The sequence below is a fragment of the Thermohalobaculum xanthum genome, assembly GCF_016623495.1.
In the GTDB taxonomy this organism is placed as follows: Bacteria; Pseudomonadota; Alphaproteobacteria; order Rhodobacterales; family Rhodobacteraceae; genus Thermohalobaculum; species Thermohalobaculum xanthum.
The window spans coordinates 335,548-361,810 of record NZ_JAEHHL010000002.1; the positions used below are offsets into that span (position 1 = coordinate 335,548).

Annotated in this window: 26 protein-coding genes and 1 pseudogene; 14 read left to right on the forward strand and 13 right to left on the reverse strand. The window is 67.7% G+C overall.

What is annotated here, in order from left to right; genetic code table 11:
- Nucleotides 1-38: 38 nt before the first annotated feature.
- Nucleotides 39-443 (reverse strand): hypothetical protein, encoded by a 405-nt coding sequence (locus tag H0I76_RS06520; RefSeq protein WP_200608500.1) that lies wholly within the window; start codon nt 441-443, stop codon nt 39-41.
- 126 nt (nt 444-569) lie between these two features.
- Here H0I76_RS06520 and H0I76_RS06525 point away from each other — a divergent pair, with 126 nt between their 5' ends.
- From H0I76_RS06525 to modC, 5 genes are all read left to right on the forward strand, one after another.
- Complete coding sequence (locus tag H0I76_RS06525; RefSeq protein ID WP_200608502.1) at nt 570-1,586, forward strand: Ldh family oxidoreductase; 1,017 nt, start codon at nt 570-572, stop codon at nt 1,584-1,586.
- Nucleotides 1,583-1,954 (forward strand): winged helix-turn-helix domain-containing protein, encoded by a 372-nt coding sequence (locus tag H0I76_RS06530; protein WP_200608504.1) that lies wholly within the window; start codon nt 1,583-1,585, stop codon nt 1,952-1,954. The genes H0I76_RS06525 and H0I76_RS06530 overlap by 4 nt, the downstream gene beginning before the upstream one ends.
- 66 nt (nt 1,955-2,020) lie before the next feature.
- Nucleotides 2,021-2,806 (forward strand): molybdate ABC transporter substrate-binding protein, encoded by a 786-nt coding sequence (gene modA / locus H0I76_RS06535; RefSeq protein WP_200608506.1) that lies wholly within the window; start codon nt 2,021-2,023, stop codon nt 2,804-2,806.
- Nucleotides 2,807-2,824: 18 nt separating this feature from the next.
- The gene (modB, locus tag H0I76_RS06540; RefSeq protein WP_200608508.1) at nt 2,825-3,502 is read left to right on the forward strand and encodes a molybdate ABC transporter permease subunit; all 678 of its coding nucleotides are present in this window, start codon (nt 2,825-2,827) and stop codon (nt 3,500-3,502) included.
- Nucleotides 3,502-4,632 carry a molybdenum ABC transporter ATP-binding protein gene (gene modC, locus H0I76_RS06545; protein ID WP_200608510.1) on the forward strand — a complete coding sequence of 377 codons (1,131 nt, stop codon included), beginning with the start codon at nt 3,502-3,504 and terminating at the stop codon, nt 4,630-4,632. Before modB ends, modC begins: the two co-directional genes overlap by 1 nt.
- Here modC and H0I76_RS06550 read toward each other — a convergent pair.
- Together H0I76_RS06550 and H0I76_RS06555 are read right to left on the reverse strand one after the other, a co-directional pair.
- A complete protein-coding gene (locus H0I76_RS06550) occupies nt 4,616-5,065 on the reverse strand; it encodes a MaoC family dehydratase (protein WP_200608512.1) in 450 nt (149 codons plus the stop codon). The genes modC and H0I76_RS06550 overlap by 17 nt on opposite strands.
- Nucleotides 5,062-5,832: an SDR family oxidoreductase gene (locus H0I76_RS06555; RefSeq protein ID WP_200608514.1), complete on the reverse strand. Its 771-nt coding sequence runs from the start codon at nt 5,830-5,832 to the stop codon at nt 5,062-5,064. The genes H0I76_RS06550 and H0I76_RS06555 overlap by 4 nt, the downstream gene beginning before the upstream one ends.
- 149 nt (nt 5,833-5,981) lie before the next feature.
- Here H0I76_RS06555 and H0I76_RS06560 point away from each other — a divergent pair, with 149 nt between their 5' ends.
- Together H0I76_RS06560 and H0I76_RS06565 are read left to right on the forward strand one after the other, a co-directional pair.
- Complete coding sequence (locus tag H0I76_RS06560; protein WP_200608516.1) at nt 5,982-6,440, forward strand: c-type cytochrome; 459 nt, start codon at nt 5,982-5,984, stop codon at nt 6,438-6,440.
- Nucleotides 6,437-6,766, forward strand: a complete 330-nt coding sequence (locus tag H0I76_RS06565) for a c-type cytochrome (RefSeq protein ID WP_200608518.1) — start codon at nt 6,437-6,439, stop codon at nt 6,764-6,766. The genes H0I76_RS06560 and H0I76_RS06565 overlap by 4 nt, the downstream gene beginning before the upstream one ends.
- Before the next feature lie 33 nt (nt 6,767-6,799).
- On the opposite strand, the gene H0I76_RS06570 is transcribed toward H0I76_RS06565, so the two are convergent.
- Together H0I76_RS06570 and H0I76_RS06575 are read right to left on the reverse strand one after the other, a co-directional pair.
- Entirely contained in the window at nt 6,800-7,267 is a 468-nt protein-coding gene (locus tag H0I76_RS06570) for a DNA polymerase III subunit chi (protein ID WP_200608520.1), read from the reverse strand.
- 10 nt (nt 7,268-7,277) lie between these two features.
- Nucleotides 7,278-8,771, reverse strand: a complete 1,494-nt coding sequence (locus H0I76_RS06575) for a leucyl aminopeptidase (RefSeq protein WP_200608522.1) — start codon at nt 8,769-8,771, stop codon at nt 7,278-7,280.
- 176 nt (nt 8,772-8,947) lie between these two features.
- Here H0I76_RS06575 and lptF point away from each other — a divergent pair, with 176 nt between their 5' ends.
- From lptF to rsmA, 6 genes and pseudogenes are all read left to right on the forward strand, one after another.
- Entirely contained in the window at nt 8,948-10,093 is a 1,146-nt protein-coding gene (gene lptF / locus H0I76_RS06580; protein ID WP_200608524.1) for an LPS export ABC transporter permease LptF, read from the forward strand.
- Nucleotides 10,090-11,220 carry an LPS export ABC transporter permease LptG gene (lptG, locus tag H0I76_RS06585; protein WP_200608526.1) on the forward strand — a complete coding sequence of 377 codons (1,131 nt, stop codon included), beginning with the start codon at nt 10,090-10,092 and terminating at the stop codon, nt 11,218-11,220. Before lptF ends, lptG begins: the two co-directional genes overlap by 4 nt.
- 54 nt (nt 11,221-11,274) lie before the next feature.
- Nucleotides 11,275-13,515, forward strand: a complete 2,241-nt coding sequence (locus tag H0I76_RS06590; RefSeq protein ID WP_200608529.1) for an LPS-assembly protein LptD — start codon at nt 11,275-11,277, stop codon at nt 13,513-13,515.
- Nucleotides 13,516-13,531: 16 nt separating this feature from the next.
- The gene (locus tag H0I76_RS06595) at nt 13,532-14,485 is read left to right on the forward strand and encodes a peptidylprolyl isomerase (protein WP_200608531.1); all 954 of its coding nucleotides are present in this window, start codon (nt 13,532-13,534) and stop codon (nt 14,483-14,485) included.
- Nucleotides 14,486-14,595: 110 nt separating this feature from the next.
- Nucleotides 14,596-15,484 (forward strand): annotated as a pseudogene (gene pdxA, locus H0I76_RS06600) (4-hydroxythreonine-4-phosphate dehydrogenase PdxA).
- A complete protein-coding gene (gene rsmA, locus H0I76_RS06605) occupies nt 15,481-16,323 on the forward strand; it encodes a 16S rRNA (adenine(1518)-N(6)/adenine(1519)-N(6))-dimethyltransferase RsmA (RefSeq protein ID WP_200608533.1) in 843 nt (280 codons plus the stop codon). The pseudogene pdxA and the gene rsmA overlap by 4 nt, the downstream one beginning before the upstream one ends.
- A gap of 6 nt (nt 16,324-16,329) precedes the next feature.
- On the opposite strand, the gene H0I76_RS06610 is transcribed toward rsmA, so the two are convergent.
- The 6 genes from H0I76_RS06610 to H0I76_RS06635 form a co-directional block, all read right to left on the reverse strand.
- Nucleotides 16,330-16,881 carry a GNAT family N-acetyltransferase gene (locus H0I76_RS06610; RefSeq protein ID WP_200608536.1) on the reverse strand — a complete coding sequence of 184 codons (552 nt, stop codon included), beginning with the start codon at nt 16,879-16,881 and terminating at the stop codon, nt 16,330-16,332.
- Between the two features lie 6 nt (nt 16,882-16,887).
- Nucleotides 16,888-17,739: a 3-mercaptopyruvate sulfurtransferase gene (gene sseA, locus H0I76_RS06615; protein ID WP_200608538.1), complete on the reverse strand. Its 852-nt coding sequence runs from the start codon at nt 17,737-17,739 to the stop codon at nt 16,888-16,890.
- An 82-nt stretch (nt 17,740-17,821) separates the two neighbouring features.
- Complete coding sequence (locus H0I76_RS06620; protein ID WP_200608540.1) at nt 17,822-18,544, reverse strand: alanyl-tRNA editing protein; 723 nt, start codon at nt 18,542-18,544, stop codon at nt 17,822-17,824.
- Nucleotides 18,545-18,584: 40 nt separating this feature from the next.
- Complete coding sequence (locus H0I76_RS06625; protein WP_200608542.1) at nt 18,585-21,134, reverse strand: DUF3772 domain-containing protein; 2,550 nt, start codon at nt 21,132-21,134, stop codon at nt 18,585-18,587.
- A 64-nt stretch (nt 21,135-21,198) separates the two neighbouring features.
- On the reverse strand, nt 21,199-22,242 hold the full coding sequence (locus H0I76_RS06630) for a cysteine synthase A (protein WP_200608544.1): 1,044 nt from the start codon (nt 22,240-22,242) through the stop codon (nt 21,199-21,201).
- A gap of 96 nt (nt 22,243-22,338) precedes the next feature.
- Entirely contained in the window at nt 22,339-23,475 is a 1,137-nt protein-coding gene (locus H0I76_RS06635) for an NUDIX domain-containing protein (protein ID WP_200608546.1), read from the reverse strand.
- A 237-nt stretch (nt 23,476-23,712) separates the two neighbouring features.
- Between H0I76_RS06635 and H0I76_RS06640 the strand changes: the two genes are divergently transcribed.
- Nucleotides 23,713-24,348: a ChrR family anti-sigma-E factor gene (locus H0I76_RS06640; protein WP_200608548.1), complete on the forward strand. Its 636-nt coding sequence runs from the start codon at nt 23,713-23,715 to the stop codon at nt 24,346-24,348.
- 66 nt (nt 24,349-24,414) lie between these two features.
- On the opposite strand, the gene H0I76_RS06645 is transcribed toward H0I76_RS06640, so the two are convergent.
- Both H0I76_RS06645 and H0I76_RS06650 read right to left on the reverse strand, forming a co-directional pair.
- Nucleotides 24,415-24,786 carry a hypothetical protein gene (locus H0I76_RS06645; protein WP_200608550.1) on the reverse strand — a complete coding sequence of 124 codons (372 nt, stop codon included), beginning with the start codon at nt 24,784-24,786 and terminating at the stop codon, nt 24,415-24,417.
- A gap of 197 nt (nt 24,787-24,983) precedes the next feature.
- On the reverse strand, nt 24,984-26,192 hold the full coding sequence (locus H0I76_RS06650; protein ID WP_200608552.1) for an SAM-dependent methyltransferase: 1,209 nt from the start codon (nt 26,190-26,192) through the stop codon (nt 24,984-24,986).
- Nucleotides 26,193-26,263: the final 71 nt, after the last annotated feature.

Genomic DNA, 26,263 nt, shown 5'->3' on the forward strand with positions numbered 1-26,263 from the left:
TGCGAAGGCAAGCCGTGCATTCCGCTTGCAAAGCAGGCTCAGAGCGGACGGGTGCGAGCGTCTTCAAACCGGGCGAGGATCCGCCTGACCGCCAGAAGCCGTGGGGCCTGGCGAGCGAGCGCGGCCGGCGCCGAGGCGGTCGCGGCGACGAGCGCCGCCGCTTCGATGGCGAGCCCTGCCCCGCTCAGCGACAGGTCCTTGCCGGCACGCGCCCCTCTGCGGGTTTCCTCGGCAAGCAGCGCAGCATCCAGCGCGAGGCAGGCCAGCGCCAGGGGAATGCGGACATGCGGAGGAGCGAACATCACGGCCGAGGCGCCAAGCCGGCGCACCGTCGAAATCTCCCCGCGATTGCGGCTGATCCATCCCGGCCCGCGGACGCGGCGCGCATCTTCGCCGCCCGGCGTGCCGGGAAAGAGAAACTCCGGCTCCTGTGTCATGGCCATCCGAGTCATTTTCTGCCGAATTGAAGTCCAATGTAAGCGCGCCGGGCCCGCGGCAGAACCCCTCGGCTTGCGACCCCGATTGCGAGGTGGTCTAGTCGGCGCGACACAACGCAGTGGAGGCGAGCGATGAGCGGCGACCGCGAGACGATCACGCTGGCCGAGGCACGAGAGCTTGCACTGGCGGCTCTGACCCGGCACGGATGCGACAAGGCGAACGCCGAGGCGGTTGCCAGCGTCATGCTCGCGGCCGAGGCGGACCGTGCCGAGAGCCACGGCCTGTTCCGCCTGCCGGGCTATGTCGCCTCGCTCAAGTCCGGCAAGGTCGATGGGCGGGCGAAACCGGCCGTGAGCCGGCCGGCGCCCGGGATCGTCCGCGTGGACGGCAAGCTCGGATTTGCGCCGCTTGCCATCGAGATGGGACGCGCGCCGCTGGTCGAGGCAGCACGGTCGCAGGGGGTGGCCGCGCTCGCCCTGGTCCGCATCCACCATTTCGCGGCCCTCTGGCCCGAGGTCGAGGCGCTGGCCGCCCACGGCCTGGCCGCCCTGGCCTGCACTTGCGCGACGCCGATGGTCGCGCCCGCGGGCGGGACGAAGCCATTTTTCGGCACCAACCCGCTCGCCTTCGCCTTTCCGCGCCACGACGCGCCGCCGGTGGTCTTCGACCAGGCGTCTGCCGCGATGGCTCGTGGTGACGTCACGATCCATGCGCGCGAGGGCAAGCCGGTGCCGCCGGGGACCGGCGTCGGGCCCGACGGCCAGCCGACGACCGACCCTGCCGAGGTGTTGAAGGGCGCGCAGCTGCCATTCGGCGGATACAAGGGGTCGAACATCGCCCTGATGATCGAATTGCTCGCCGGGGCCCTGATCGGCGAAGTCTTCAGCCCGGAATCGGGGCGCAGCGGCCCCGCCGACGGCGGGCCGCCCGTTGGCGGCGAGTTGATCATCGCCCTTGACCCCGAGCGGTTCGGTGCCGGCACCTGGGGCGAACGCGTCGAGAGCTTCCTCGCCGAGATGCTGGAGCAGCCGGGCGTCCGGCTACCGGGCGCGCGCAGGCACCTCAACCGCGCCGAAACGGGCGAGACTGGGGTTTACGTCCCGAGGGCGCTGCTCGCGGAGATCCGCGATCTCGCCGGGGTCGGATGAAGCGCGGCAACAAGACGGCGGGGCTTCGCCTGAGGCTCGTGCTCGCCCCCGACATCGCGATCGGGCCCGGCAAGGCCGACCTCCTCGACGGGATCCGCGACACCGGCTCGATCGCGGCGGCGGGCCGCCGGCTCGGAATGAGCTACAAGCGCGCCTGGCTGCTGGTCGAGACAATGAACCGCTGCTTCCGATCCCCCCTGGTCGAAGCCACGAAGGGGGGCAGCAAGGGTGGTGGCGCCATGCTCACCCCGCTCGGGACAGAGGTGCTCGCACGCTTTCGCAAGCTCGAGGCGGCCGCTTTTTCCGCCGGGTCCGTCGAGATCGATGCCCTGAGCGCACTGCTACGCGATATATCCGAAGAGAAATAACGCTTGCCGCCTGTCCCGACGCGCGGCACTCTCGCGCCCGACCAGCGCAATCGTCAGGGAAGACCGATGCCGGACACCCCGATCGCCAGGCTTTCGCGGCGCGTCCGGGTTTGCGCCGCCGTCATGCTCGGCCTTGCGTTCCTTCCGGTCGCAGCCCCGGCGGGCGAGTCGCGGGTCGCGGTCGCGACGAACTTCCTCGACGCCGCCGAGGCGCTTGCCATCGGGTTCGAGACGGAAACCGGGCATCGCCTGAGCTTCACCGCAGGGGCGACCGGCAAGCTCTACGCCCAGATCGTGGAGGGTGCGCCATTCGACGTGTTTCTCGCGGCGGATCAGGCCCGGCCCGAGCGGCTCGTGGCAGAGGGGCTGGCGGAGGAAGGCAGCCAGTTCACTTACGCGACCGGGCGGCTCGCGCTCTGGAGTGCCGAGGCCGGGCGGGTCGGTGCGGACGGCTCCGTCACGCTTGCGGAGGGCGACTTCCGGGCCCTCGCCATCGCGAATCCCGACCTTGCCCCTTACGGCGTGGCCGCAAGTGAGACGCTTGGGAACCTCGGGCTCTGGGAGGCGCTGACACCGAAGATCGTCATGGGACAGAACATCGGCCAGACGCTCGCGCTCGTGGCCACGGGCAACGCCGAACTGGGGCTGGTGGCGCTTGCCGCGCTTCAGGCGCCCGGGCAGTCGCTTGGTGGCAGCGCGTGGGAGGTGCCGCTCGAGCTGCATTCGCCCATCCGTCAGGACGCGGTTCTGCTGACGCGCGGCCACGACAACCAGGCCGCGCGCGCATTTCTTGAGTACCTTCAGAGCCCCGGGGCTCGGGGGCTGATCGCCAGCTTCGGCTATGGCGATTGACGGCGGCGGAGGGGCGGAATGGCGTTCGACGATCTGGGACCGCTCTGGCTGACGCTGCAGCTCGCCGCGGTGACGACGCTGGTGCTGGTGGTCCTCGGAACGCCGCTTGCCTGGTGGCTTGCCTTCACCCGCGCGCGGATCAAGCCTGCGGTCGAGGCGGTGACCGCCCTGCCGCTGGTGCTGCCGCCCACGGTGATGGGGTTCTACCTTCTGGTGCTGATGAGCCCTGGCAATCCGCTGGGCGGGGCATGGCTTCGGTTCACGGGCGACACGCTGAGCTTTTCGTTCAGCGGGCTGGTGATCGCCTCCGTGATCTATTCGCTGCCCTTCATGGTGCAGCCGCTGCAGAGCGCGTTCGAAACCATCGGGCGCGCGCCGGTCGAGGCGGCCGCGACGCTTGGCGCCGGTCCGCTCGACAGGTTCCTGACCGTGGCCTCGCCCCTCGCCTTCCGCGGCTATCTGACCGCGATGGTCCTGACCTTCGCGCATACGATCGGCGAGTTCGGCGTCGTGCTGATGGTTGGCGGGAATATTCGCGGCGAGACCCGCGTGATCTCGATCGCGATCTACGAGCATGTCGAGACCCTCGACTACGCCGCAGCGCACGGCCTGTCGGCGCTGCTGCTCGCCTTCTCGTTCATCGTCCTGCTGGCCATCTATGCGATGAACGGCGGGCGGGCGCTGCGGGCGCGGTGATGGCGGCGGCACTCGACATCGCGGTCTCGGCGCGCCTCGGGGGCTTCGAACTGGACGTGCGCCATGCGTTCGCCCTGTCGGGCGTCACGGCGCTTTTCGGCGCCAGCGGATCGGGCAAGACCACGCTCCTGCGCATCATTGCCGGCCTGGAGGACGGCGCGCGGGGGACGGTCGATTACGCCGGCGAGACCTGGCTGTCGAGCGCCGAGCGCATCCGCACGCCCGCGCATCGTCGCGGGGTCGGCGTGGTCTTCCAGGATGCGCGCCTGTTCACGCATCTCGACGTCGCGGGGAACCTTGGATACGCGCTTCGCCGCGCCCGGCACACCGGACCGAGGCCCAGTCTCGAGGCCGTGAGCGCCGCGCTCGACCTCGCACCCCTGATGAACCGCAGGACCGACGCGCTCTCGGGTGGCGAGCGCCAGCGCGTGGCGATGGGGCGCGCGCTTCTCTCGGCCCCGCGCCTCATGCTGCTCGACGAGCCGCTTGCCGCGCTCGACAACCGGCGCAAGGCGGCGATCCTGCCCTATATCGAGCGTGTGGTGCACGAGTTCGGGATCCCCGCGATCTACGTGACCCACGCGATCGACGAGGTCGCTCATCTCGCCGACCGGATCGTCGTGATGACCGAAGGGCGCGTCGCGGCCACGGGCGATCTGCCCGAGGCGCTCGAGCGGCTAGACCTGCAGCCGCTCACCGGGCATTTCGAAGCCGGCGTTCTGCTCGAGGTGACGGTCACCGCGCAGAACCTGGCCCATCGGCTGACGCATGTGGATTTCGGTGGCCAGCCGATGACGATGCCGATGCTCAACATCCCCCTTGGCGAGACCATCCGCCTGCGCGCCCGCGCCCGCGACGTCTCGATCGCCACCGAGCCGCCGCGAGGGCTTTCGATCCGCAATGTGCTGGAGGGGAGGATCGCGGACATCACCGAGGAGCCGGAGACCGCCTTCGCCGAAGTCTCGGTCGAAACGCCGAGCGGTCACGTGCGCGCGCGCCTCACGCGGCTTTCGGTCGAGGAACTCGGGCTTGAGCGGGGCCAGCAGGTCTACGCCCTGATCAAGTCGGTCGCCTTCGACCGCCGCGTCGTCCCGCGCGGCTCGGGCGCGCCGGTCAGCCCGGAAAGATGAGCAGGATGTTCCGGGCTGCAAATGCCGGGCGCGCGGCGCCGTCGAGTTCCATGACGCTGTCGATGGCAAGCCGAAGCCCCTCGCCCGACGGCTCGACCGCGGCCAGCGTCTGCCGCAGCCGCACCCGCCCACCCGAGGGCACAGGCGTGATGAAACGCAGCCGGTCCAGACCGTAGTTGATGCGCCGCCCCTCGCCGCGCAGGCGCCAGCGGGACTCGGCGAGCCGCGGGATCAGCGAAAGCGTCAGGTAGCCATGCGCGATGGTCCCGCCGATCTCGGCCGTCGCGCGGGGCACGTCGACATGGATCCACTGGTGATCCCCGGTCGCCGCCGCGAAACGGTCGATCATCGCCTGGTCGACCTCCAGCCAGTCCGAGAGGCAGATCTCCTGCCCCACCAGGCCGGGAATTTCCTCGAACGCGATCTCTCTCACATCTTCACCGACATGCCGCCATCGACCGTGAGCACATGGCCCGTGACATAGCTCGCGCCGGGTGCGCAGAGAAAGACCGCCGCCGCGCCGATCTCGGCAGGCCGGCCCCATCGGCGCATGGGCGAGCGCATCGCGAGATAGTCGCCGACCGCACGGTCGTCGACCCACGCCTCGTTCGCCTCGGTCGCGAAGAACCCGGGAGCAATGGCGTTGACGCGGATGCCATGCGGCGCGAACTCGACCGCGTGGCTGCGCGTGAGTGCGGCCAGTGCTCCCTTGGCCAGCGTGTAGCCGGGATCGCCGCCACCCGCGAGCGGCCCGGCGATCGAGGTCACGTTGACGACCGAGCCCCCGCCGGCGCGCTTCATGCCGGGGATCGCGAGGCGCGTCAGCGCGTAGGCCGCCGTCGCGTTGACGGCAACGAGGCGGTCGACGTCCTCGGGCGCGAGTTCGCTGGTCGGTCGACGGTCCCGCAGCGTCGCGTTGTTCACCAGGATGTCCGGCGCACGCTTGGCCGAGGCGAACCACTCCGCCGCCGTTTCGTGATTGGTCACGTCGAATGGCGCCGGGTCTGCGCTCAGCCCCTCGGCCTTCAGGTTGGCGGCCCGCTTGTCGAGGAGCTCGGCGTGGCGCCCGTTCAGCCAGACATGCGCGCCTGCCTCGGCGAGGGCGCGCGCGATCTCGAAGCCGAGCCCGCGGCCGGCACCGGTGACGAGCGCGACCCGGCCGGTCAGATCGAAGCGCGAGAGATGGGCGGCAGAGGTCATGCGATCGCAATAGCCTGCATCCCGCACGCCGCAAAGCCTTCCGTTCACGACCGCGTCGCGGCTGCGCGAGGGTTTGACGTGAATCATGGCACGCCATGGGGGTCCGGGGCAGGCTCGATGCAGGATGACGCCGCCAGACGGAGAAAGACATGCGCAGAATGCCGACCCTCACCCTGATTGCCGCGGCATTGCTGATGCCGGCCTTCCCCGCCAGCGGCGAATCCGCCCGCCCCGCGCGCGTCATGAGCATCCCTGTCCCGGATGCCGACCGCGGGCGCATCATTTTCGTCGCCAAGGGCTGCGTGGTCTGCCACGCGGTGAACGGCGTCGGCGGCAAGGCGGGTCCTGCGCTCGACGCGAGCGAGCCGGCCGGCGTCTTCGACCCCCTCGACTTCGCGGCCCGCATGTGGCGCGGCGCCCCGGCGATGATCGAGCTTCAATCGCTGGAGTTCGGCTACCAGATCGACCTTACGGCGAATGACATCGCCGATCTCGCCGCCTTCGCCGAGAACCACGAGATCCAGCGCAAGTTCAGCGAGGACGAGATCCCCGAGATCATGCGCGGCTGGACGCTGGAGGGCTACGAGCTTCTGGAGGCGCCGCAATGACCGTCATCGGCGCCCGCTGGTCGCTGCTTGCAGCGCTCGTTGTCCTGGCGCCCATCGCGGGCTCGGCGCAGGAGCCCGATCTTGAACGCGGTCGCGAACTCGCGGTGCGCTGGTGTTCGGACTGCCACGTCGTCAGCCCCGACGGACCCGGCGGGGATGCGGGGCCTGCCTTCGAGTCGCTGGCCCGCGGCCGCAGCGACGAGGGATTGCGCGCCTGGGTCGCCGAACCGCACCCGCCGATGCCGGAACTCGACATCTCGGCCCGCGCTGTCGATGAAATCTCGGCCTATATCCGCAGCCTCGGGGCGTGCAAGCTGAGCTGCTGACCGGCGCCCGGCGCCGGGATTGAGGCGTCGAGCTCAGGCGCCGGAACTCGCCCGTTTCACCCACCGCCCGCCGTCTTCCTGCGCCCAGTAGACGGCGGTGAGGCCCGCACCGGAAACCGCCTTCCATTGCGCGCGAGCGCGCGTCACGGCATCCGGGTCGTGCCCGTCGAACAGAACCGCGACCGTCTGAAAGGCCGCCATCTCCTCGGAACTCGCCTCGGCGCCATCGATCAGGAAAAGCGCAACCGCGCCATTCGGGATGTCGGGACTGGTGGTGAGCCAGACCGGCTGGCGCTCGGGCATCGGGTCGCCATCCTTGCCGTGCGGCAGGAAGCCATCGTCACGCCAGGTCCACAGGCGCGTGTCGAGCGCCTCGATACGCTCGGGGATCGCGCCCCGAACGGCCGCACGCCAGCCCCGGTCGAGGCAGCGCTCGAGCATCACCGGGAGCGCCACCTCCATCGGCTGCTGCGTCAGGTGGTAGAACCGGACCTCGGCCAATCGCTACGCCTCACCCCTCGTATTCTTCCCGGATCAGCGTATCGAGCGCGGCCACGCCCCAGCCCGTCGCGCCCTTGGGGGCAAGATCGGTGCCGGACGACGTCTCGGCCACGCCGGCGATGTCGATGTGGATCCAGGGCATTCCGTCCTTGATGAAGCGCGCGAGAAACTCGGCCGCGGTGATGGAGCCGGCCTGGCGGCCGCCGGTGTTCTTCACGTCGGCCTTGCGGGACTTGATCTGCTCGGCATAGGGCTTGCCCAGAGGCATGCGCCAAGCGTCGTCGCCGCTGGCCTCGCAGGCAGCCGCAAAGGCGGCCGCGAACTCGTCGTCATTGGCGTACCACCCCGCCCGGTGATGGCCGAGCGCGATGATGATCGCGCCCGTGAGTGTCGCGAGATCGATCACGCCCCTCGGCTGGTAGGTCTCCTGCGTGTACCAGAGCGCATCGGCCAGCACGAGGCGCCCCTCGGCGTCGGTGTTGATCACCTCGATCGTGTCACCCTTCATCGACTTCACGATGTCGCCCGGGCGCTGGGCGAGGCCGTCGGGCATGTTCTCGACCAGCCCGACCACGCCGATGACGTTCGCCTTGGCCTTGCGCAAGGCGAGGGTCCGCATCACGCCCGCCACGACGCCCGCCCCGCCCATGTCCATCGTCATGTCCTCCATGCCGGCGGCAGGCTTGAGCGAAATGCCGCCGGTGTCGAAGACCACGCCCTTGCCGACCAGCGCGAGCGGCGGCTCGTCCGCCTTGCCGCCCTGCCAGCGCATCACGACCAGCTTCGATTCCGAGGCCGAGCCCTGGCCAACGGCGAGCAGGGCGCGAGCGCCGATCTTCTCGAGTTCTTCCTCGCCCAGGATCTCGACCTCGAGGCCCAGCTCCTGCATCGCCGCCAGACGCGCCGCGAACTCGTCGGTCGTCAGCCGGTTTGCCGGCTCGTTCACCAGGTCGCGGGTGAAGAAGATGCCTTCCGCCAATGCCGCATGTGGCGCCGAGAGGCGCGCGAGCGTCTCGGGCCGGTCTGCAAGCACCGTGATCTCGCGCGATGCATCGGCGGGTTTTTCGTCGTCCGAGGCGCTCTTGTATTCGCGGAAGTCATAGAGCCTCAGGGCCACCGCAAGGACGAGATCGGCGACGACCGCATCGTCAGCTATGCCGCCGGTCGCGATCGTCACCGCCCCCTTGCCGAGCGCCTTGGCAATCGCGCCGCCGGTCTTGCGCGCGGCCACCGCCCCGGGCTCGCTGCCCAGCGACGCCATGATCACGGCGCGCGCCGCGGTGCCGGAAGGGAAGGCGAACTTCACGATTGCGCCCGCCTTGGCCTTGAAGTCCTCGTCGCCGGCCGAGCGCGTGAGCGCGCCTCCCATCGCCTTGTCGAGACGCACGGCCCCCGGCGCGAGCGCTCCCTCGCCATCGACGAATACCACGATGGTGCCCTCGGTCACGGCGAGATCGGCATCCGCCTCGGGCGAAAAACGGATCGAAGGGGGCGTCGTGCTCATGCGGGAATCTCCTTGCGGTCTGCCTCGGAGACCACACCTAGCCCTTGGCGCCGGCTCTGACCAGAGGGGGCAGCGCAGATCCGCGCCCTGCCCGCCGATGACGCCATTCCGGCCTTGCCCTTCGTGGGTCGGCACACCATGATCCGCGCGACCAACCCTGACCGGAGCCCGACCGAGTGGCGCGCCTAGACGTCTATATCATTCGCCAGATGATCGGCCCGTTCCTGTTCTTCGTGCTCGTCTTCACGGGGGTGATCTGGCTGAGCCAGTCGCTGCGAGTCATCGACACGGTCGTGAACAATGGCCAGTCCGGCTGGGTCTTCCTCGAGTTCACCGCGCTCCTGCTGCCGAGGGTGATGACGATCGTGCTCCCCGTCGCCGCCTTCGCGGCGACGCTCTACGCGATCAACCGGCTCGACGCGGAAAGCGAGCTCGTCGTCATTGCCACCGCGGGCGTGTCGCGGCTTCGGCTGCTGCGTCCGATCGCGATCGCGGCGTTCGTGCTGACGGTGATCGTTGCACTCGTCACCTTGTGGCTCGTCCCGTTGACGCAGGGCGAACTTCGAGACCGGATCACGCAGGTGCGCGGTGACGTTGCCGCGGCATTCATCCGCGAGGGCGCCTTCCTCACTCCGGCGCGCGGCGTCACCGTCTACATCCGTCAGGTCGGCCGTCCCGGTGAACTCATGGGCGTCTTCGTCCACGACAAGCGCGATCCGGCGCAGGTATCGACCTATACGGCCGAACGCGCCGTGCTGCTGGACGACGGGCCGGGCACGCGGCTGGTCATGTTCGACGGCGTGGCTCAGATCGCGCGCGAGGGCATCGAGGAATCGCTCTCGGTCTTGCGATTCACGCAGCTTGGCTACGACCTGTCACAGTTCGCCGAAGCCGGCACCGAGCGCGACCGCAAGCCCAGCGAGCTTTACGTCGGGCGACTGCTGACCATCGGCGAGGACGAGACCGGCGGGCGCACCCTTGGCGAGTTCCGCGCCGAGGGACATGAGGCACTCTCGTCGCCGCTCTACGTCCCTGCCTTCATGCTGCTCGCGGTCGCCATCGTCGTCGCGGCCGGCTTCCGGCGACGCGGCTTCAGCCGCCGCGTCGTCGTCGCGGTTGCCGTCGCGCTGGCCCTGCGGGTCATCGGCCTCGCGATCAAGAGCATGGTGGCCGCGCAAGCGGCGCTCTGGCCGTTGCTCTACGTTCCGCCGCTTGCCGCCATCGCGCTCGCGATCTGGCTCATGGCGCGCCATTCGATCCGGCCACCGGCCCCGGGCAGCGCCATCGGGGGATCGGGCAAGTTGACGGGGACACAGGCATGAGCGGGACCCTGTCGCTCTATGTCCTGCGCCGCTTTCTCGGCATCGCGCTCGGCGCCTTTCTTGCCGTATTCGCGCTGGTCGCGATCGTCGACCTTGTCGAGCTCATGCGCGCCAATCGCTCGGGCGGCGCGGGTTTCACAGACCTCATCGTCATGGCGTTGATGCGCGCGCCTTCGATCACCATCACCGCGGCACCGTTCACGGTGCTGCTTGCCTCCATGACGTGCTTCGCCTGGTTCGCGCGAAGCTCGGAACTGGTGGTGATGCGCGGCGCCGGCGTGTCCGTCTGGATCATCCTCGCCCCCGTCCTGACCGCGGCGGTCATGCTCGGGGTGCTGGCATTCGCAGTCTACAACCCCGTGGCCTCGGCATTGTCGGGACGGTTCATGCAGCTCGAGGAGCGCTTCTTCGGGCGCTCGTCCTCGGCGCTCTCGGTCTCGGCCGACGGGCTGTGGCTGCGGCAGGGCGACCAGAACGGGCAGACCGTGATCAACGCCGCGCGTGCCTCCGGTCCCGTCGACCGGCTCTGGGATGTCTCGATCTTCCAGTTCAGCACCACCGACCAGCTGACGCGACGCATCGACGCGCGCTCGGCGGCGCTGGGCGACCAGGTCTGGCGGCTCTCGGGCGTGCAGCGTTGGGACTTCTCGGCCTCGGATCCCGACGAAGGCGATTCGGGGGTCATGCAGCGCGAGACCGTCGCGGTCGCCATCGACGAGATGACCATCCCGACAGATCTCACCACCGCGCGGATCCAGGAGAGCTTCGCCCCCCCCGACACGATCAGCTTCTGGAAACTGCCCGAGTTCGTCCGTTTGCTGGAGGATTCGGGTTTCTCCTCGGCGCGACACCGGTTGCACTGGCATGCGCTGCTGGCTGTTCCGGTCGCCTTCGCCGCGATGGTCCTGGTCGGTGCGGCATTCTCGATGCGGCATGTACGTTTCGGCGGCCTCGGCATGATGGCGCTCGGCTGCGTGATCTCGGGCTTCGCCTATTTTTTCCTCTCGGACATCGCCCGTGCACTGGGGTCGTCGGGTGCGATCCCGGTCACCGTCGCTGCCTGGGCGCCGCCTGCGGCAGCCGTGCTGCTCGCTCTCGGCTTGCTGTTGCATTTCGAGGATGGCTAAAAGGGGGGCGCGACCCGGGGGCGGTCGCAGCGGATGCCGGGGGCAAGTGTGCCGATGACACGCCGATTGAGCAGCCTCGCCGCGGCGGGCCTGGTGGCCTGCATCGCCGCGGCCGGCATCGCATCGCAGGCGTTCGCGCAATCCGCCATCGAGGAACTGGGCGCGGAAACGATCGATCGCGACCAGCCCGTCGCGCTGATCGCGGACGAGGTGACATACGACACAAACACTGGCCGGGTGACGGCCAGGGGCAATGTCGAGGTGTATTACGGCGACCGTACGCTCACGGCGGACGAGATCGTCTATGACAGCCGCGCGGACCGGATCGAGGCGACGGGCAACATTGTCCTCCGCGACCCTGCCGGAGCGACCGTCTACGCCGATCTCGCCGACCTGGATGCGAAGCTTCGTGACGGGCTGGTGCGCGGTGCGCGCTCGGTCCTAGGCGAACGAGCCAAGCTGTCCGCCGTCGAGGCCCGCAGGTTCGAGGAGCGCTACAACGCGCTCTCGAAGGCGGTCTACAGCCCTTGCGACGTCTGCGAGGAAGACCCGACTCCGTTGTGGCGCATCCGGGCGCGCAAGATCATTCACGACGAGGAAGAGAAGACGATCCACTACGAGCACGCGACTCTCGACGTGTTCGGCGTGCCGGTTGCCTGGGTTCCCTATTTTCAGCATCCGGACCCCACCGTCGAACGGGCCTCGGGTTTTCTCGTGCCCTCGTTCCAGCAGTCCGGGAACTACGGCTTCGGCACCAAGATCCCCTACTACGTGGTGATCGACGACAGGTCGGACATGACGCTGACACCGTTCTTCACCACCGAAGAGGGCGTCATCGGCGAGTTCGAGTACCGGCGCGTCTTCGGGACCGGGTCGTTCATCTTCTCGGGCAGCGTCACCCGCACGGACTACACCGGCGAGAGCAGCTTCCAGGGCAACGTCGACACGCGCGGGCGGTTCGATGCCGACTGGCTGGACGAAGGCGCGCGCTGGGGCTGGGATATCAGCACGGCGTCGGACGATGCCTATCTGCGCCGTTTCGACTTCTCGGACAACGACATCCTGACCAGCACGGTCTTCGTGCGGAACTACTGGAACGACGGCTTCTACGACCTGACCGGGCTCTATTTCCAGTCGCTGCGCGACAACGATCCCGCTGGCCAGATCCCGCGCGTGCTGCCCGAATTCGAGGCCCGGCGAGAATATGCCGATCCCTATCTCGGCGGCGAGGTCGGGTTCTTCACCGCGACCGAGACGCTGTTCCGCAACAACGGCAGGGACGTGACGCGGTTCTCGCTCGGCGCGGATTGGGAGCGCGAGGAGATCCTGCCGGTCGGCCTCGCGCTGCGAGGGTTCGCCGAGCTTCGGGGCGATGTCTTCATCGTCGAGGACGATCCGACGCGCGGGGACTTCACCTCCGCACGCTTCGCCCCGTACGCGGGCATCGAGGCGCGCTACCCCCTGATATGGGAGGAAAGCGATGGCGACGCCGCCCATGTCATCGAGCCGATCGCCCAGTTCGTCGTGGCGCCCACTGGTGGAAACGGATCGAAGTATCCCAACGAGGACAGCCAGCAGGTTGAATTCGACGAGACCAATCTCTTCGAAGTCAGCAGGTTCTCGGGCTATGACGGATTCGAGGAAGGGACGCGTGCAACATTCGGAATGCGCTACGAGCGCGTGATCTCCGAGGGCGTTCGGGTCGACGGCACGCTGGGGCGCATCTTCCGGTTCGAGGATGCCGACGAGTTCGGGGTCGGAACCGGGCTCTCGGGCATGACATCGGACTGGGTCGGCGCCTGGTCGGTATCGCTCGCCCCATACCTGACGGTTCGGCAGAGGATGCGTGTGGACGGGGACTTCGACATCAACCGCAACGAGGTGTTTGCCGACTTCGAATACGGGCGCGTCTCGCTGAGCGCGGGTTACGCTTTCCTCGAGGCGGACCCCTCGACCGGATCGCCCAGCGATCGCGAGGAGGTGAACGCGCTGGCGGGATTGCAGCTTACGCCGGAATGGCGGCTCAGCGGCTTTCTCCAGCGGGACCTCATCGCCGACGCCTTCGTCGAGACCGGCGGCGCGATCACGTTCCAGAACGAGTGCTGCGCCGTCGACCTGTTCGTGAGAAGGCGGTTCACGGACTCCGACGATGCCCCGGCATCGACGTCGGTCGGCGTGCAGGTGCGCCTGCTGACCATCGGGACCGACCAGACATTGCGGCGGCGCGATCCACTGCCAAGATTTACTTCGCCGAACCTGCGCAACTCGGAGTTCGCCCAGATGGGCGGCGAATGACATGTGGAGACCCGGAATGCCCCTTCGCGCGTTGCAGCCGATCTTGCTCGGCATCGCCCTGCTTGTGGGATCTGGCGCGCCCGCAGCAGCACAGCAGACGATGTTTCGCCCCGTGGCGGTGGTGAATGACCAGGCCATCACCGGCTATGACCTGCAGCAACGGATGCAGATCCTGCAGACGCTGGGTGCGACGGCCGCCAGTGCCGAGGCCATGCAGGCAGCCGCTCTCGACCAGCTGATCGAGGATCGCCTCAAGCTGCAGGAGGGCAAGCGGCTGGGGCTCACCCCGACGCCCGAGATCCTCAAGGACGCGCGCGCCGAGATCGCCGAGCGGCTCAATACCACGCCCGACGCGCTCACCGCCCTGCTTTCTGCGCAAGGCGTCAGCGAGAGCGCGATCAACGATCTCGTCGCCGCCGAAGCCGTCTGGCGCGAGGTCGTTCGGGCGCGCTTTGCGCGCAGGCTCGAACCCGGAGAAGCCGAGATCGAGGCCGAGCTCGAGCTGCTCAAGGGACGCGGCGTGACCTCGTGGCGGGTTCGCGAGATCGGCCTTCCGACCGCCGAGAACCAGCGCGGCGAGGCCGCGACGCGCGAGCTGGCTGAAAAGATCATCGCCGAGGTCAACGCGGGCGCGGATTTCGGCACGCTCGTGGCCCGGTATTCCCGCTCGCCCAGCGCGAAGTCGGGCGGTGACGTCGGATGGCTGGCCGAGCGCAACCTTCCGCCGGCGATCGTCGCGGCGCTTTCCCCGCTCGCGATCGGACAGGTCTCGCAACCGCTGCCCGTCACCGGCGGCTTCTCGATCCTTCAGGTTACCGACAAGCGCGTCGAGACGCCCAAGGAGTTTGATACCGCCGATCCCGAGCTTCGCGAACGGGTGCGTCGCAGCCTGATCGCGCAGCAAACGGCACGCCTTTCGGAAGGGTTGCTTCAGGAACTGCGCCGCGACGCGTTGATCGAGCTGAGATGACGCCTGCCGACGCGCCACCGCTGGCGCTCACGATGGGCGATCCCGCGGGCATCGGGGCGGAGATCGCCGTCGGCGCCTATGCCACCGGGCAAGTTGACCGAGCGTTCTTCATGATCGCCGATCCCGATGCCCTTTCCGGTCCCGCGCGGCAGGCGGGCGTTCGAATTGAAACGATATCGCACCCTGCCGAGGCGGCCACCATCTATGCCGGCGCGCTCCCGGTGCTGCCGGAGCCTCTGAGCGTGCTCGCCCAACCCGGCCATCCCGAAGCCGCGAACGCCGTGCCAACCATTCGCGCGATCGAGCGTGCCTTAGCGTTCACGATGTCGGGCGAGGCCGCGGCCGTCGTCACCAACCCGATCAACAAGAAGGCGCTCTACGATGGTGCCGGGTTCGCGTTCCCCGGCCATACCGAGTTTCTCGCGCATCTGGGCGGCGTCGCGCGGCCGGTCATGATGATTGCCGGCCCGTCGCTGCGCGTTGTCCCCGTCACGATTCATGTTCCTCTCGCCGCTGTCCCGTCCGCGCTGAGCACCGACCTGATCGTCGAGACCGCGCGGATCACCGCATCCGGGCTTCAGGAGAATTTCGGCATCGGGACGCCGAGGCTCGCCATCTCGGGGCTCAATCCCCATGCCGGCGAGGGTGGGGCGATCGGCCGAGAGGAAATCGAGATCATCGCGCCCGCGATCGCACAACTGCGCGCCGAGGGGATCGACGCGACCGGCCCGCATCCCGCCGACACGATGTTCCATGCAGCGGCGCGCGCGCTACGATGCGGCGCTGACCATGTATCACGACCAGGGCCTCATCCCGGTCAAGGCGCTGGACTTCGAGCGCGGCGTCAACGTCACGCTGGGATTGCCGTTCGTGCGCACATCCCCAGACCACGGCACGGCCTACGATATCGCGGGCCGAGGCCTCGCCGACCCGACGAGTCTGATCGAGGCGCTGAACATGGCGGCTCGAATGTCGGACACCCGGGCGCGACCGCGGTGAGCGCGCCCGACGGCTTGCCGCCGCTGCGCGAGGTCATCACGCGCCATGGGCTCGCTGCGAAGAAGTCGCTTGGCCAGAACTTCCTTCTCGATCTCAACCTGACCGCGCGGATCGCCCGCGCCTCTGGTCCGCTGGAGGGCGCCGAGATCGTCGAGGTCGGTCCGGGCCCCGGCGGCTTGACCCGCGCGCTTCTGTGGCAGGGAGCCGCCAAGGTTGTCGCCATCGAGCGCGACCGGCGATGCCTCGACGCGCTCGGCGAGATCGCGGCCCATTATCCCGGGCGGCTGATCGTCATCGAGGGCGACGCCCTCGAGGTCGACCCCCTGCCACACCTGGGCGGCCCGGCACGCATCGTCGCCAACCTGCCCTACAACATCGGAACCGAGCTTCTGGTGCGCTGGCTCACGCCGCCCGAATGGCCGCCCTTCTGGGAGAGCCTCACCCTGATGTTCCAGCGCGAGGTCGCCGAAAGGATCGTCGCCCAGCCCGGGACGAAGGCGTATGGCCGGCTCTCGGTGCTCGCGCAGTGGCGATCGAGCGCGCGGATCGTCTTCGACGTGCCGCCATCGGCATTCGTGCCGCCGCCCAAGGTGACATCCTCTGTTGTCCACATCCGTCCGACGCCCCCGCGTGCCGAGGTTGACCCGCGATTGCTGGAAAAGGTCGTGGCGGCCGCCTTCTCGCAGAGGCGCAAGATGCTGCGCCAGTCGCTCAAATCGCTCGGCACGGATCCGCTCGGGGTGCTCGCACACGCGGGAATCGACCCGACGCGGCGCGCCGAGACGCTGAGCATCGACGAGTTCCTCACGCTTGCCCGAAGCGTCGCGGCGGCGGGCTGAACGCGCTCAGACCTCGCGGGGGCGGCTGAGGATGCGGCTCGCGGCCTCGCGGCGCACCGGCACGAAGCCGACCCGCTGATAGAGGCCCAGCGCCCGCGGATGGTCGAGCGTGTTGGTATTCACCGTCAGCTTCTGCACGCCGGGCCTGTCCCAGCCCATGTGGACCGCGGTCGCAAGCAGCCAGTGCCCCAGCCTGCGGCCCACCGCTTGCGGCACCAGCCCGAAATAGGCGAGGTCGCAGATCCCGGCGGATCGGGTGTCCAGGACGAAGAATCCGCCCGGCCAGCCATCGAGCATCAGCGTGAAGAGCTCGGTGGCGGGATCCGTGATGAACGCCTCGACTTCGCTGTCCTCACGCCGGAACCAATCGGTCCACTCATACGGCCCCCCCACCTGACCATAGAGGTAGAGGAAGTACTCGGCGGGCGGCGCCTCGGCCCTGATCAGGGCCAGCGACGCCCCGACGGGCATGTGCGGGATGGGCGTCGCGGGCCGCGCGTCCATCTCGAGATAAGTCACCGCATAGTCGATGCTGTCGCCCGCCTTGAGGAGCGTCATCGGCGGTCACCCCTTCTCGACCGCGAGATCGGGATAGCTGCCCCACTCCGCCCATGACCCGTCATAGAGCGCGTTGCGGGTGTGACCCATTCGATGCAGGGCCAGGGTGAGGATCGCTGCGGTGATGCCCGAGCCGCACGTGGTGACCACGGGCTTTGAGAGATCCACGCCCGCGGCCTCGAAGATCGCGCGGGTCTCGCCCAGCGGCTTCATCGTGCCGTCGTCCTCGAACAGCGAGCGGTAGTAGACGTTCATCGACCCCGGGATGTGGCCCGCCCGGAGACCAGGTCGCGGTTCGGCCTCGTCTCCGCGGAAACGCCCCGGCGAGCGGGCATCGACGATCTGCTCGTCGCGCAGCTTGGAGTGGCCGGCGATCTGGGTGACGTCGCGCACCATCGCCGCGTTCTTGCGACCCGTGAAGTGGCGCTCGCGCGGATCGGGCTCCTCGTCCTCGACCGGGCGCCCCTCGGCGACCCATTTCGGCAGGCCTCCGTCCAGCACGGCCACGTCCTGGTGGCCGAAGGCACGGAACATCCACCAGACCCGCGCGGCCGAGAAGAGACCTTGCTGGTCGTACACCACCACGCGATGCCCGTCGCCGATCCCCATGCGCCGCACGCGCGCGACGAACTTCTCGACCGGCGGAAGCATGTGAGGAAGTTCCGAGCGCGCGTCCGAGATCTCGTCGATATCGAAGAAGCGCGCGCCCGGGATATGGCTCTCCTCGTAGAGCTTGCGCGCATCGCGCGTGTCGCCCGGCAGGTAGAGCGAGGCATCCAGGATACGGATGTCGGGCGCGCTGAGGCGCTCCTCGAGCCATGCGGTCGAGACAAGGAGGCTCGTGTCAGTCTGCGACATGCGGGACCGTCTCCTTCAGCGGAAATTCAGTTACTTCCTCGTAGACGCGCCGCCGGTGGGAATCAACCTGACCCGCCGCGACTCAGTCGTCGATCAGCAGTGTCACGCGCCGGTTCTGCTTGCCCTTCTTCTCGATTTTCCCCAGCGAGACCGCGCCCACCTGGGCTGTCGAGCGCACATGCGTGCCGCCGCAGGGCTGAAGGTCGACCGTTCCCTCTCCCGCCCCGATGCGCACCAGCCGCACACGGCCCTGCCCCATCGGCGGCTTGACCGCCATGGTCTTGACCAGCCCGGGATTGGCCTCGAGTTCGTCATCGCTGATCCACTCGCTCGACACCGGATGATCCGCGGCGATCAGCGCCTTGAGCCGCGCTTCAAGCGCCTCGCGGTCCTCCGGCGGTTCGGGCATGTCGAAGTCGAGACGGCCCTTTTCATGGTTGATCGAGCCGCCCGTGACCGGCAACGGGATCACGACCGAGAGCAGGTGCAGCGCCGTGTGCATCCGCATGTGGCGCAGCCGGCGCGGCCAGTTGAGAGCGGCCTTCACCGTCGCGCCAACGGGCGGAAGCGCCTCGCCCTCGCGCGGGGTATGCGCGATCTCGCCCGGTTGATCGCCCTTCACCGCCGTCACGATCCAGCATTCGCCGCCGTCCCAGGAAAGCGTTCCGCTGTCTCCCGGCTGGCCACCGCCTGTCGGGTAGAACACGGTGCGATCGAGGACGATGCCGCCATCCTCGGTGATAGCGACCACGCGCGCCTCGCATTCGGCCAGATAGGCATCCTCGCGGAAAAGAGGCTCGGTCATGCGGTGTCTCCTGGAAGTTGCTTGGGCGCGAGAACAGGCGTCAGCGTCCGTCGCCATCGGCGTCACCCGAGGCGTCCCCGGCGTCTGCATCGACGTCATCGTGCTGTGCTGTCCCGCTGCGGCGTCGCGGCGGCGGCGATGACTTCGCCGGCGTCCCGGCCGCCGCCACTGCCTGCGCAGGCTGCAACCCGAGCGCGGCGGCGACGTCGCCCGCGTTCCGCAGATGCAGATCGCGCTGCGGATACGGGATCTCGATGCCCTCCTCGGCAAAGCGGCGCGCGATCTCGTGGTTGAGGTCGCTGCGCACGTTCAGAACCCAGTTCACGTCGCGCAGGATCGCCCGGATCTCGAACTCGAGGGCACCGTTCACGAAGCCCGCGAAATAGATCCAGGGGGCCGGACGGCGCAGGACCATCGGGTGCCCTCGGGCGATCTCGAGCAGAAGCGACTCGATCTTCCGCGTGTCGGTCCCGTAGGCGACGCTGATCTTCAGGATCATGCGCCCCTGAAGATTGTGATGCGTGTAGTTCGTCACCGTGCTCGAGATCAGCTCGGAGTTCGGCACGATCAGCGCCGAGCGGTCGAAGGTCTCGATCTCGGTCGAGCGCACGTTGATCTGTTTGACGTACCCCATGCCCGACGGGATCTCGACCCAGTCGCCAGCCTTCACCGGGCGCTCGATCAGCAGGATCAGGCCGGAGACGAAATTATTGACGATGTTCTGGAGCCCGAAGCCGATACCGACCGACAGCGCGCCCGCAACGATGGCGAGATTCGAGAGATTGAGCCCGGCGGTCGAAACCGCGACCAGAGCCGCCGCGAGAATTCCGATATAGCCGGTCCCGGCGATGATCGCCGCCCGCGCACCCGTGTCGAGGCTGGTCAGCGGCAGCACGGAATGGCGCAGGACCGCCTGGATGAGGCGCGTCAGCAGGTAGCCGACCGCGAAGACGACGCAGAAGTAAAGGAACTGGGCGGGCGACACCGTCAGATCGCCGACCGCGAAACCCTCACCCAGTCCGCGCCAGACGGCCAGCAGGTCGACGGTCGTCGCGCCCCAGATCAACGCCAGCAATGGCAAGGCGATCAGCGAGAGCAGAAAGCCCGCCATCACCGGGATCAGCCGCAGACGACGCTGTGCCGTCGTGGTCGCACCGGCGGGCGCGGCAATGCCTTCGATCACCTCGCGCACGACCGAGTAGAGAAGCACGAAGAACCCGATCAGACCCGCCGAGGCAAGCGTCGGATGAAAGACGAAGCGCGACGCGGCGAAATACCCGCTCAACGCCAGTACCGGCGCCAGCACCGCAACGATCCTGTACACGACGCTGGCGACGCGCAGCAGGAAGGGCACGAGGATCTCGTCGCTGGTGTCCTGCTCGGTGCTCCCGTCGTCGAAGTCGCGTGCGCCCTCGGCTGCCTCGGGCTCCCCGGCGCCGAGACGATGCTGGATCACGCTGACGAGGCTCCAGAGCGCGACGCCGCCGAGGATCTGCAGTGTCGTGTTGTAGAGGGTCAGCACCTCGATCGCGGCGCCGACGTTCTTGCCCTCGACCACCAGTATCCAGTCGAGCGCGAATAGCGTGGCAAGAACGACGAGCAGAGCATGGGCGCGCCTGGCATCGCGATCACCGAGCGCCGAGATCCTCAATTCGGGTATCCGCGGCGAGAAGAACGCGCTGCCAAGGGCATAGGCGCCGATCACCAGGGTCGCCGCGATCCCCAACGCGACGAGAAGCTCCAGCCCCCGCTCTCCCAGAAGTCCCGAAGCGGCCGTCGCCACGAAGACCACGACGAGCGCAAGGATGGGCAGAACCAGCCGGATCGCAGTCAGCCCCGCTGCAAGGGCCAAACGCCGCGACGCCGTCATGTTGGGATTGACCCGCTTGGAGAGATTGCGGATCAGGATCCTGCGCATCCTGCGAAAGCCCAGGAGTGCGAAGATCATCGCAGCCGCAGGCGCCACGATACGCACGACAAGCCCCGAGCCCATTCCGATCTCCTCCTCGGAGATCCTCGTCCGGGTCTCGGCGATCAGCACCCCGACGCCCTTCCCCAATTCGCTGATCGCGGTGGTGAAGGTTCTGGGATCGAGAATGCTGGGCCCGCGCTCGAGAAGCGCCTCGTTGAAGATCTGGCGCCGCAGCGCCTGCAGGCGGTCGATCAGCGCCGCTGCTCGAACCGAGGCCTGCTGAGTTCGACGCTTGACGCCCTCGAGATCCTCGATTGCCGAGGCGAGCCGCGTCCGCTCGCGCGCGACGTCAGGTGACTCGGACTGCCCCTCGCCCGGAGCCGGGCCAAGTGCATCGCGCTGGCTGATCAGCGGCGCGAGTTCGCTATCGAGTTTCGCCGACAGTTCGTTGATGCTGACAAGCTCGGCTGAGAGCTTTGCACGCAGCTCGTCGATGTCTTCGAAGTCGAGGGATTTTTCCTCGATCCTTCGGGTCGCCTCGTCTGCATGCGCCTCCCAGCTCTCGAGAAGAACCCGCGGCGGTTCCGGCTGGGTCTCCGAACGCTGCGCATGCAACGGCCCCGCCACCAGGACCGCCATCAACGACCCGATCAGGGTGCCGAGTATGGTTGCTCTCATGCCCTACGCCTTACCCCGCGGCTCCCGAGGATGCCAGAGGGGTTTGCGGCGGCCTCGATCCCGGTCAGGCGTCCTCGAAGACCTTCGGGATCGACGCGTCCGCGCCGCGGTCGAGCCACTCGGGCACGGGCAGCCCCTTCTCGCGCAAGAACGATGGGTTGAACACCTTCGACTGGTAGCGCGAGCCATAGTCGCAAAGGATCGTGACGATGGTGTGCCCCGGTCCCATATCGCGCGCCATGCGGATTGCGCCGGCCACGTTGATCCCGGTCGAGAGACCCATGCACAAGCCCTCGTGCTGCAGGAGGTCGAAGACCACCGGAAGCCCTTCCTCATCGGGAACCTGGTAGGGGAAGTCGACGTCGAGCCCCTCGAGATTGGCGGTGATCCGTCCCTGGCCGATGCCCTCGGAGATCGATGAGCCTTCGGCCTTCAGGGTCCCGTTCTTGTAGTATTCATAGAGCGCCGCACCCAGCGGATCGGCGAGCCCGATCTTGATTGCGGAATTACGCGCCTTGAGCCCCATCGCGACGCCGGCAAGCGTTCCGCCGGACCCCACGGCGCAGATGAACCCGTCCACCTTCCCGCCGGTCTGGTCCCAGATCTCGGGCGCCGTCGAGTCGATATGCGACTGGCGGTTGGCCACGTTGTCGAACTGATTGGCGAAGACGGCGCCGTTCGGCTCGGTTCGCGCCAGCGTCTCGGCAAGCCGGCGCGCGTAATGGACGTAGTTGTTGGGGTTCCGATACGGAACCGCGGGCACCTCGACCAGCTCGGCGCCTGCAAGACGCAGCATGTCCTTCTTTTCCTGGCTCTGCGTCTCGGGGATCACGATGACGGTCCTGAACCCCATCGCGGCCCCGACAAGGCTGAGCCCGATACCGGTGTTGCCGGCCGTCCCCTCGACGATGGTGCCGCCCGGCCTGAGTTCGCCGCGCGCGACGGCGTCGCGAATGATCCAGAGTGCCGCCCGGTCTTTCACGGACTGGCCAGGGTTCAGGAACTCGGCCTTTCCCAGGATCTCGCACCCGGTAAGCTCGGAAGCGCGGCGAAGCCGAACGAGGGGGGTGTGGCCCACCGCATCGGGCAGATCCTTGAAGACTCGCATATTCCACACTCCTCGGCCGATGAAGTCAGGGTTCCACACTCGGCCCTCACTTAAGCCGATTGGCACCTCGGCTCAACCCCGTGCAGCGGGCCGACCTTACAGCCATTCTGCACGGAGCCGGTCACGATGGCGCGCGAGCCACAGGAGCGGGATCATGGCGGGTCCGGTGTTGATCGCGCCACGCTCGAGCGCGTCGAGCGCTTCGTCGAGGGGCAGGATCACCGTGCGGATATCCTCCCCCTCGGATGCGATGCCATGCAGCCCGCCGTCGCCAGCAAGGTCCGCCTCGCCGATGAAGCAGGAAAGATGCTCGGATGCCAGCCCGGGGGTGGGGTAATAGTCCGGCAACCGAATGATGCGTCCGATCTCGATGCCTGCCTCCTCGCGGGCCTCTCGCCGTGCCGTCCCCTCGGCGTCACCCTCCGCATCGATCCGGCCGGCGATCACCTCGACACACCACGGATCGGCATCCCCGCGCGCGGCGGGCCCGGGCCTGAACTGTTCGAGTAGAAGCACCCTGTCGCGGCGCGGGTCGTAGGCAAGGATGGTCACGGCATCGCCCCACGAGACGGTCGTTCGCGCCAATGGTCCGGTCCAGCCACCATCGTGGCGGCGATGGCGCAGGAGATGCTCTTCGACCTCGAGATAGCCGGTCCATGCCCGGTGGCGTTCGATCCACGCGACATCGGCCGCGGCGTCGAAGCCAGTCCGCAACGGAGGGTCCGCGATGGTCGAGCTTTCAGCCGCCCTGAGCCGAGCGCGCGCCCGGTTGAGCATCGCCGGCCAGAGGCGATGCATTTCCTCTGGCGAGCGCTGCCCGCGCAGCTCCATCAACGCCCGGGCCGCCTCGATGGCGAGCGACCGGTGCTGCGCGGCCCAAGTGTCGAAATCCCAGGCGTGCGGCGAGGCCTCGACGTCGGGTCGCGCATCGAAGAACAATGCGTCGATGGCCCCCGCGGCGGTGTTCGCGACAATGTCTGCCAGCTCGTACTCGGCAAATTCATAGAATTCCAGCCGCGCACGATCCTCGGGGCTGGCCGGATGGAAGAGCAAACCTTCCGTCAGCGCCCCCGCGACCGGTCTGAGGATCGGGTAGTCTGCGTGCGCGTGCCGCAACGCAGCCAGATCGTGGACGCGGGCGGCGACCAGACAGCGCGGCCCCAGCACCCGGCCCAGCACGACCTCGAGCAGGCGCCGATCCAGAAGCGAGCCGTAAAGAAAAATCGGTTTCAAGCGTGACCTCCCGGGCCAATCGGACCCGCGGCCAATGACAGACCTGCAGCCTTCTTGTCACAGGAGAGACGGCTCGTTTCAATCGCACAACAACAACCTGCCACGCATGGTCTTTCCCTGATGCGCGCGCGGGCTATCATAGTGATCCAGAAGAGGCGCACATTCGTATACGCCGACATATGGGACCGCTGGGGTTGCCCCGGATGGTCGCAACTGACGAACTGAAGACGATGTTTGATGCCAGGACACGCTCCAACGACTGAAATGCTGGCCGACTATGCAAGCGGTGCCGCCTCGCCGGGGCTCGCCTTGCTCGTTGCCGCCCATCTGACCCATGCGCCGGAAAGCCGGACGAGGGTGGAGGCGTTCGAGGCCGTGGGCGGCGCGCTGCTCGCCGACGAACCGGTGGTGTCAATGTCAGCCGCCGCGCTCGACGAGGTGCTTGCGCGCCTCGACGGCGACGGCTCGCCGCCGATGGCGCCGGCATGTGCGGCGGGCCCGTTGCCGCGCCCCGTGATCGATGCGGTCGGGCGCGACTTCGATCAGATCCCCTGGAAGTTCCGGCTACCGGGCGTGGCGGAATACGAGCTTGACGGTTTCGCGGGCGAGAAGGTCAGCCTCCTGCGTGCGCGTCCGGGCGCTCGCATTCCGCAGCATACGCATGAGGGGCGCGAACTTACGCTCGTCATGGCCGGCGCCATGAAGGATGGCGACGACATCTATGAAGCCGGCGACGTTGCGATCAACACAGAGGATGACGATCACCATCCGCAGATCGTCGGCAACGAAACCTGCTATTGCCTGATCGTGATGTCCGGCGGGTTGCGGTTTACCGGCCCCTTCTCGCGCGTGCTCAACCTTCTGGCCGAGTGAAGCGAGAACGCGCTTCGGCCCGGATCAATGCCGGGCCGGAAAGAGGATCAACTTCCCAGACTACGCTCAGGCCGTGCTGTCCGACGGCACTTCGCGGTTCTTCCGGAAGCGGACCAGCGTCCAGTGCAGCAATTCCGTCACGACACCCAGGACCGCCGTCGTGGTGATCGTCAGCGTGAGCAGCGGGAAGTTGATGACGAGATCGAAGAGCGGCGTGATCTCGCTTTCCATGTTGCGCACGAAGCTCTCGTAACTGCTCGACGGACCGCGCCACGTCTGGAACGCGACGACCAGTCCGTAAACCGTGCCGGCCACGAGGATCGAGAGCAACCCGGCCCAAACGCCATTCGCGACCGCGACGATGAAGCCCCAGCCCTGACGCGTTGCAAGGTTGAAGAAGCCAACCAGTGCGCCCGCGATCGGACTGATCACCGCCATGACCGGAAGCGCCTCGAGAACAGGCCGCGCTTCAGGATGCGACAACACCCAGTTCACAGCCCACGCCATCAGAATTGCGCAGATAACCCTAAATAGCAGCATGTCGCGCCTTCACCATCTAAGCTGAGCAGGAAAACGCGCCCTCACCCAACACCCCGATCGGCATGATGCCCCAAAACGGCACCGAAAGGCAAGAATCATGCGGGTTTCTGCAGGGAGATTTGTGTCACATCCGTCGTTTTCGCCCGGAAACAGGCCGCACAACTTGCCAGGTAGAAGTTCCACATCCTTCGGAAGCGATCATCGAAGCCGAGCGCGCAGATCTCGTCCCACTGGCTCTGGAACCGGTCGCGCCACTCTCTGAGCGTGCGCGAGTAGCTCTCTCCGAACTCGACCGAGCCAAGCAGCGCAAGGCCCGCGCGCTCCGCCTCGGCCCGCAATGCGCCGGGAGAGGGAAGCATGCCGCCGGGAAAGATGTACTTCTGGATGAAATCGGTCTGGCGTCGATACTCGGCGAACAGGCCATCCGCGATAGTGATGATCTGCAAGCCCGCGATGGCGCCGGGGCGGAGCCGCTCGCGGATCGTCTCGAAGTAGGCGGGCCAATAGCGCTCCCCTACCGCCTCGAACATCTCGATCGAGGCGATCCCGTCGTAGACGCCGCGCTCGTCGCGATAGTCGCGGATCACGATCTCCGCGCGCTCGGCGAGCCCGGCCTCGAACAGGCGTCTCGCCGCGTAATCGTGCTGCTCGCGCGACAGCGTGAGCCCGGTGACCCGCACGCCGCGCTCGCGGATCGCATATTCCGCGAACCCGCCCCAGCCACAGCCGATCTCGAGCAGGTGGTCCCCCGATTTCACGCCGATCCGGTCGCAGATGGCGGCGTACTTGTTCGCCTGCGCCTGCGTCAGGTCCTCGCCCTGCCCGGTGAAGAGCGCTGACGAGTAGGTCATCGAAGGATCGAGCCACCGCTCGTAGAAGGCGTTCCCGAGGTCGTAATGGTACGAGATGTTCCGCCGCGCGCCGCGGCGCGTGTTCGATCTCAGCCAGTGACGCAGCCGCTCGTAGGCGCGCACCAGCACCATCGCGGGGAAGCCGCGTCCGAGCGTATCGTTGTTGAGAAGAATGACGTCGAGGAGCGCCTGAAGATCGGGCGTCTCCCACCATCCATCGAGGTACATCTCGGAAAAGCCAAGATCGCCCTCGCGCACGAGCCGGGTGAAGAAGTCGGCATTGTGCACTGTCAGGCGTCCGGCCGGGCCGCCGCTGGGGCCTTCGACGAAGAAGACACGCCCATCGGGCAGCGTGACCTCGAAGCTGCCCGTCTTGATTTCCCCCGCGATCGCGAAGAACGTCTCGAACCAGCGCGGAAGATCCTTCTGGCCGTCGACACTCGTCAGCCGCATGTGGCTCCTCTTGCTTCGTTTTCCCGGAAAATAATTTAGAAGGCCCCCGCGCGGCCAGAAAAAACGTGCCG

What these genes read in the sequence shown, in the direction of transcription:
- H0I76_RS06610 (WP_200608536.1), bottom strand. Translation starts at nt 16,881, where the DNA reads ATGACGCTCCTCAAGGCGGGCGACAGCATCGACTATGCGGTGACTTAT.
- modC (WP_200608510.1), top strand. Translation starts at nt 3,502, where the DNA reads ATGGCGGCGGCACTCGACATCGCGGTCTCGGCGCGCCTCGGGGGCTTC.
- H0I76_RS06590 (WP_200608529.1), top strand. Translation starts at nt 11,275, where the DNA reads ATGACACGCCGATTGAGCAGCCTCGCCGCGGCGGGCCTGGTGGCCTGC.
- H0I76_RS06650 (WP_200608552.1), bottom strand. Translation starts at nt 26,192, where the DNA reads ATGCGGCTGACGAGTGTCGACGGCCAGAAGGATCTTCCGCGCTGGTTC.
- modA (WP_200608506.1), top strand. Translation starts at nt 2,021, where the DNA reads ATGCCGGACACCCCGATCGCCAGGCTTTCGCGGCGCGTCCGGGTTTGC.
- sseA (WP_200608538.1), bottom strand. Translation starts at nt 17,739, where the DNA reads ATGTCGCAGACTGACACGAGCCTCCTTGTCTCGACCGCATGGCTCGAG.
- H0I76_RS06530 (WP_200608504.1), top strand. Translation starts at nt 1,583, where the DNA reads ATGAAGCGCGGCAACAAGACGGCGGGGCTTCGCCTGAGGCTCGTGCTC.
- H0I76_RS06575 (WP_200608522.1), bottom strand. Translation starts at nt 8,771, where the DNA reads ATGAGCACGACGCCCCCTTCGATCCGTTTTTCGCCCGAGGCGGATGCC.
- H0I76_RS06525 (WP_200608502.1), top strand. Translation starts at nt 570, where the DNA reads ATGAGCGGCGACCGCGAGACGATCACGCTGGCCGAGGCACGAGAGCTT.
- modB (WP_200608508.1), top strand. Translation starts at nt 2,825, where the DNA reads ATGGCGTTCGACGATCTGGGACCGCTCTGGCTGACGCTGCAGCTCGCC.
- H0I76_RS06560 (WP_200608516.1), top strand. Translation starts at nt 5,982, where the DNA reads ATGCGCAGAATGCCGACCCTCACCCTGATTGCCGCGGCATTGCTGATG.
- H0I76_RS06645 (WP_200608550.1), bottom strand. Translation starts at nt 24,786, where the DNA reads ATGGCGGTGATCAGTCCGATCGCGGGCGCACTGGTTGGCTTCTTCAAC.
- H0I76_RS06595 (WP_200608531.1), top strand. Translation starts at nt 13,532, where the DNA reads ATGCCCCTTCGCGCGTTGCAGCCGATCTTGCTCGGCATCGCCCTGCTT.
- H0I76_RS06640 (WP_200608548.1), top strand. Translation starts at nt 23,713, where the DNA reads ATGCCAGGACACGCTCCAACGACTGAAATGCTGGCCGACTATGCAAGC.
- H0I76_RS06630 (WP_200608544.1), bottom strand. Translation starts at nt 22,242, where the DNA reads ATGCGAGTCTTCAAGGATCTGCCCGATGCGGTGGGCCACACCCCCCTC.
- H0I76_RS06625 (WP_200608542.1), bottom strand. Translation starts at nt 21,134, where the DNA reads ATGAGAGCAACCATACTCGGCACCCTGATCGGGTCGTTGATGGCGGTC.
- H0I76_RS06565 (WP_200608518.1), top strand. Translation starts at nt 6,437, where the DNA reads ATGACCGTCATCGGCGCCCGCTGGTCGCTGCTTGCAGCGCTCGTTGTC.
- H0I76_RS06620 (WP_200608540.1), bottom strand. Translation starts at nt 18,544, where the DNA reads ATGACCGAGCCTCTTTTCCGCGAGGATGCCTATCTGGCCGAATGCGAG.
- H0I76_RS06555 (WP_200608514.1), bottom strand. Translation starts at nt 5,832, where the DNA reads ATGACCTCTGCCGCCCATCTCTCGCGCTTCGATCTGACCGGCCGGGTC.
- lptG (WP_200608526.1), top strand. Translation starts at nt 10,090, where the DNA reads ATGAGCGGGACCCTGTCGCTCTATGTCCTGCGCCGCTTTCTCGGCATC.
- H0I76_RS06520 (WP_200608500.1), bottom strand. Translation starts at nt 443, where the DNA reads ATGGCCATGACACAGGAGCCGGAGTTTCTCTTTCCCGGCACGCCGGGC.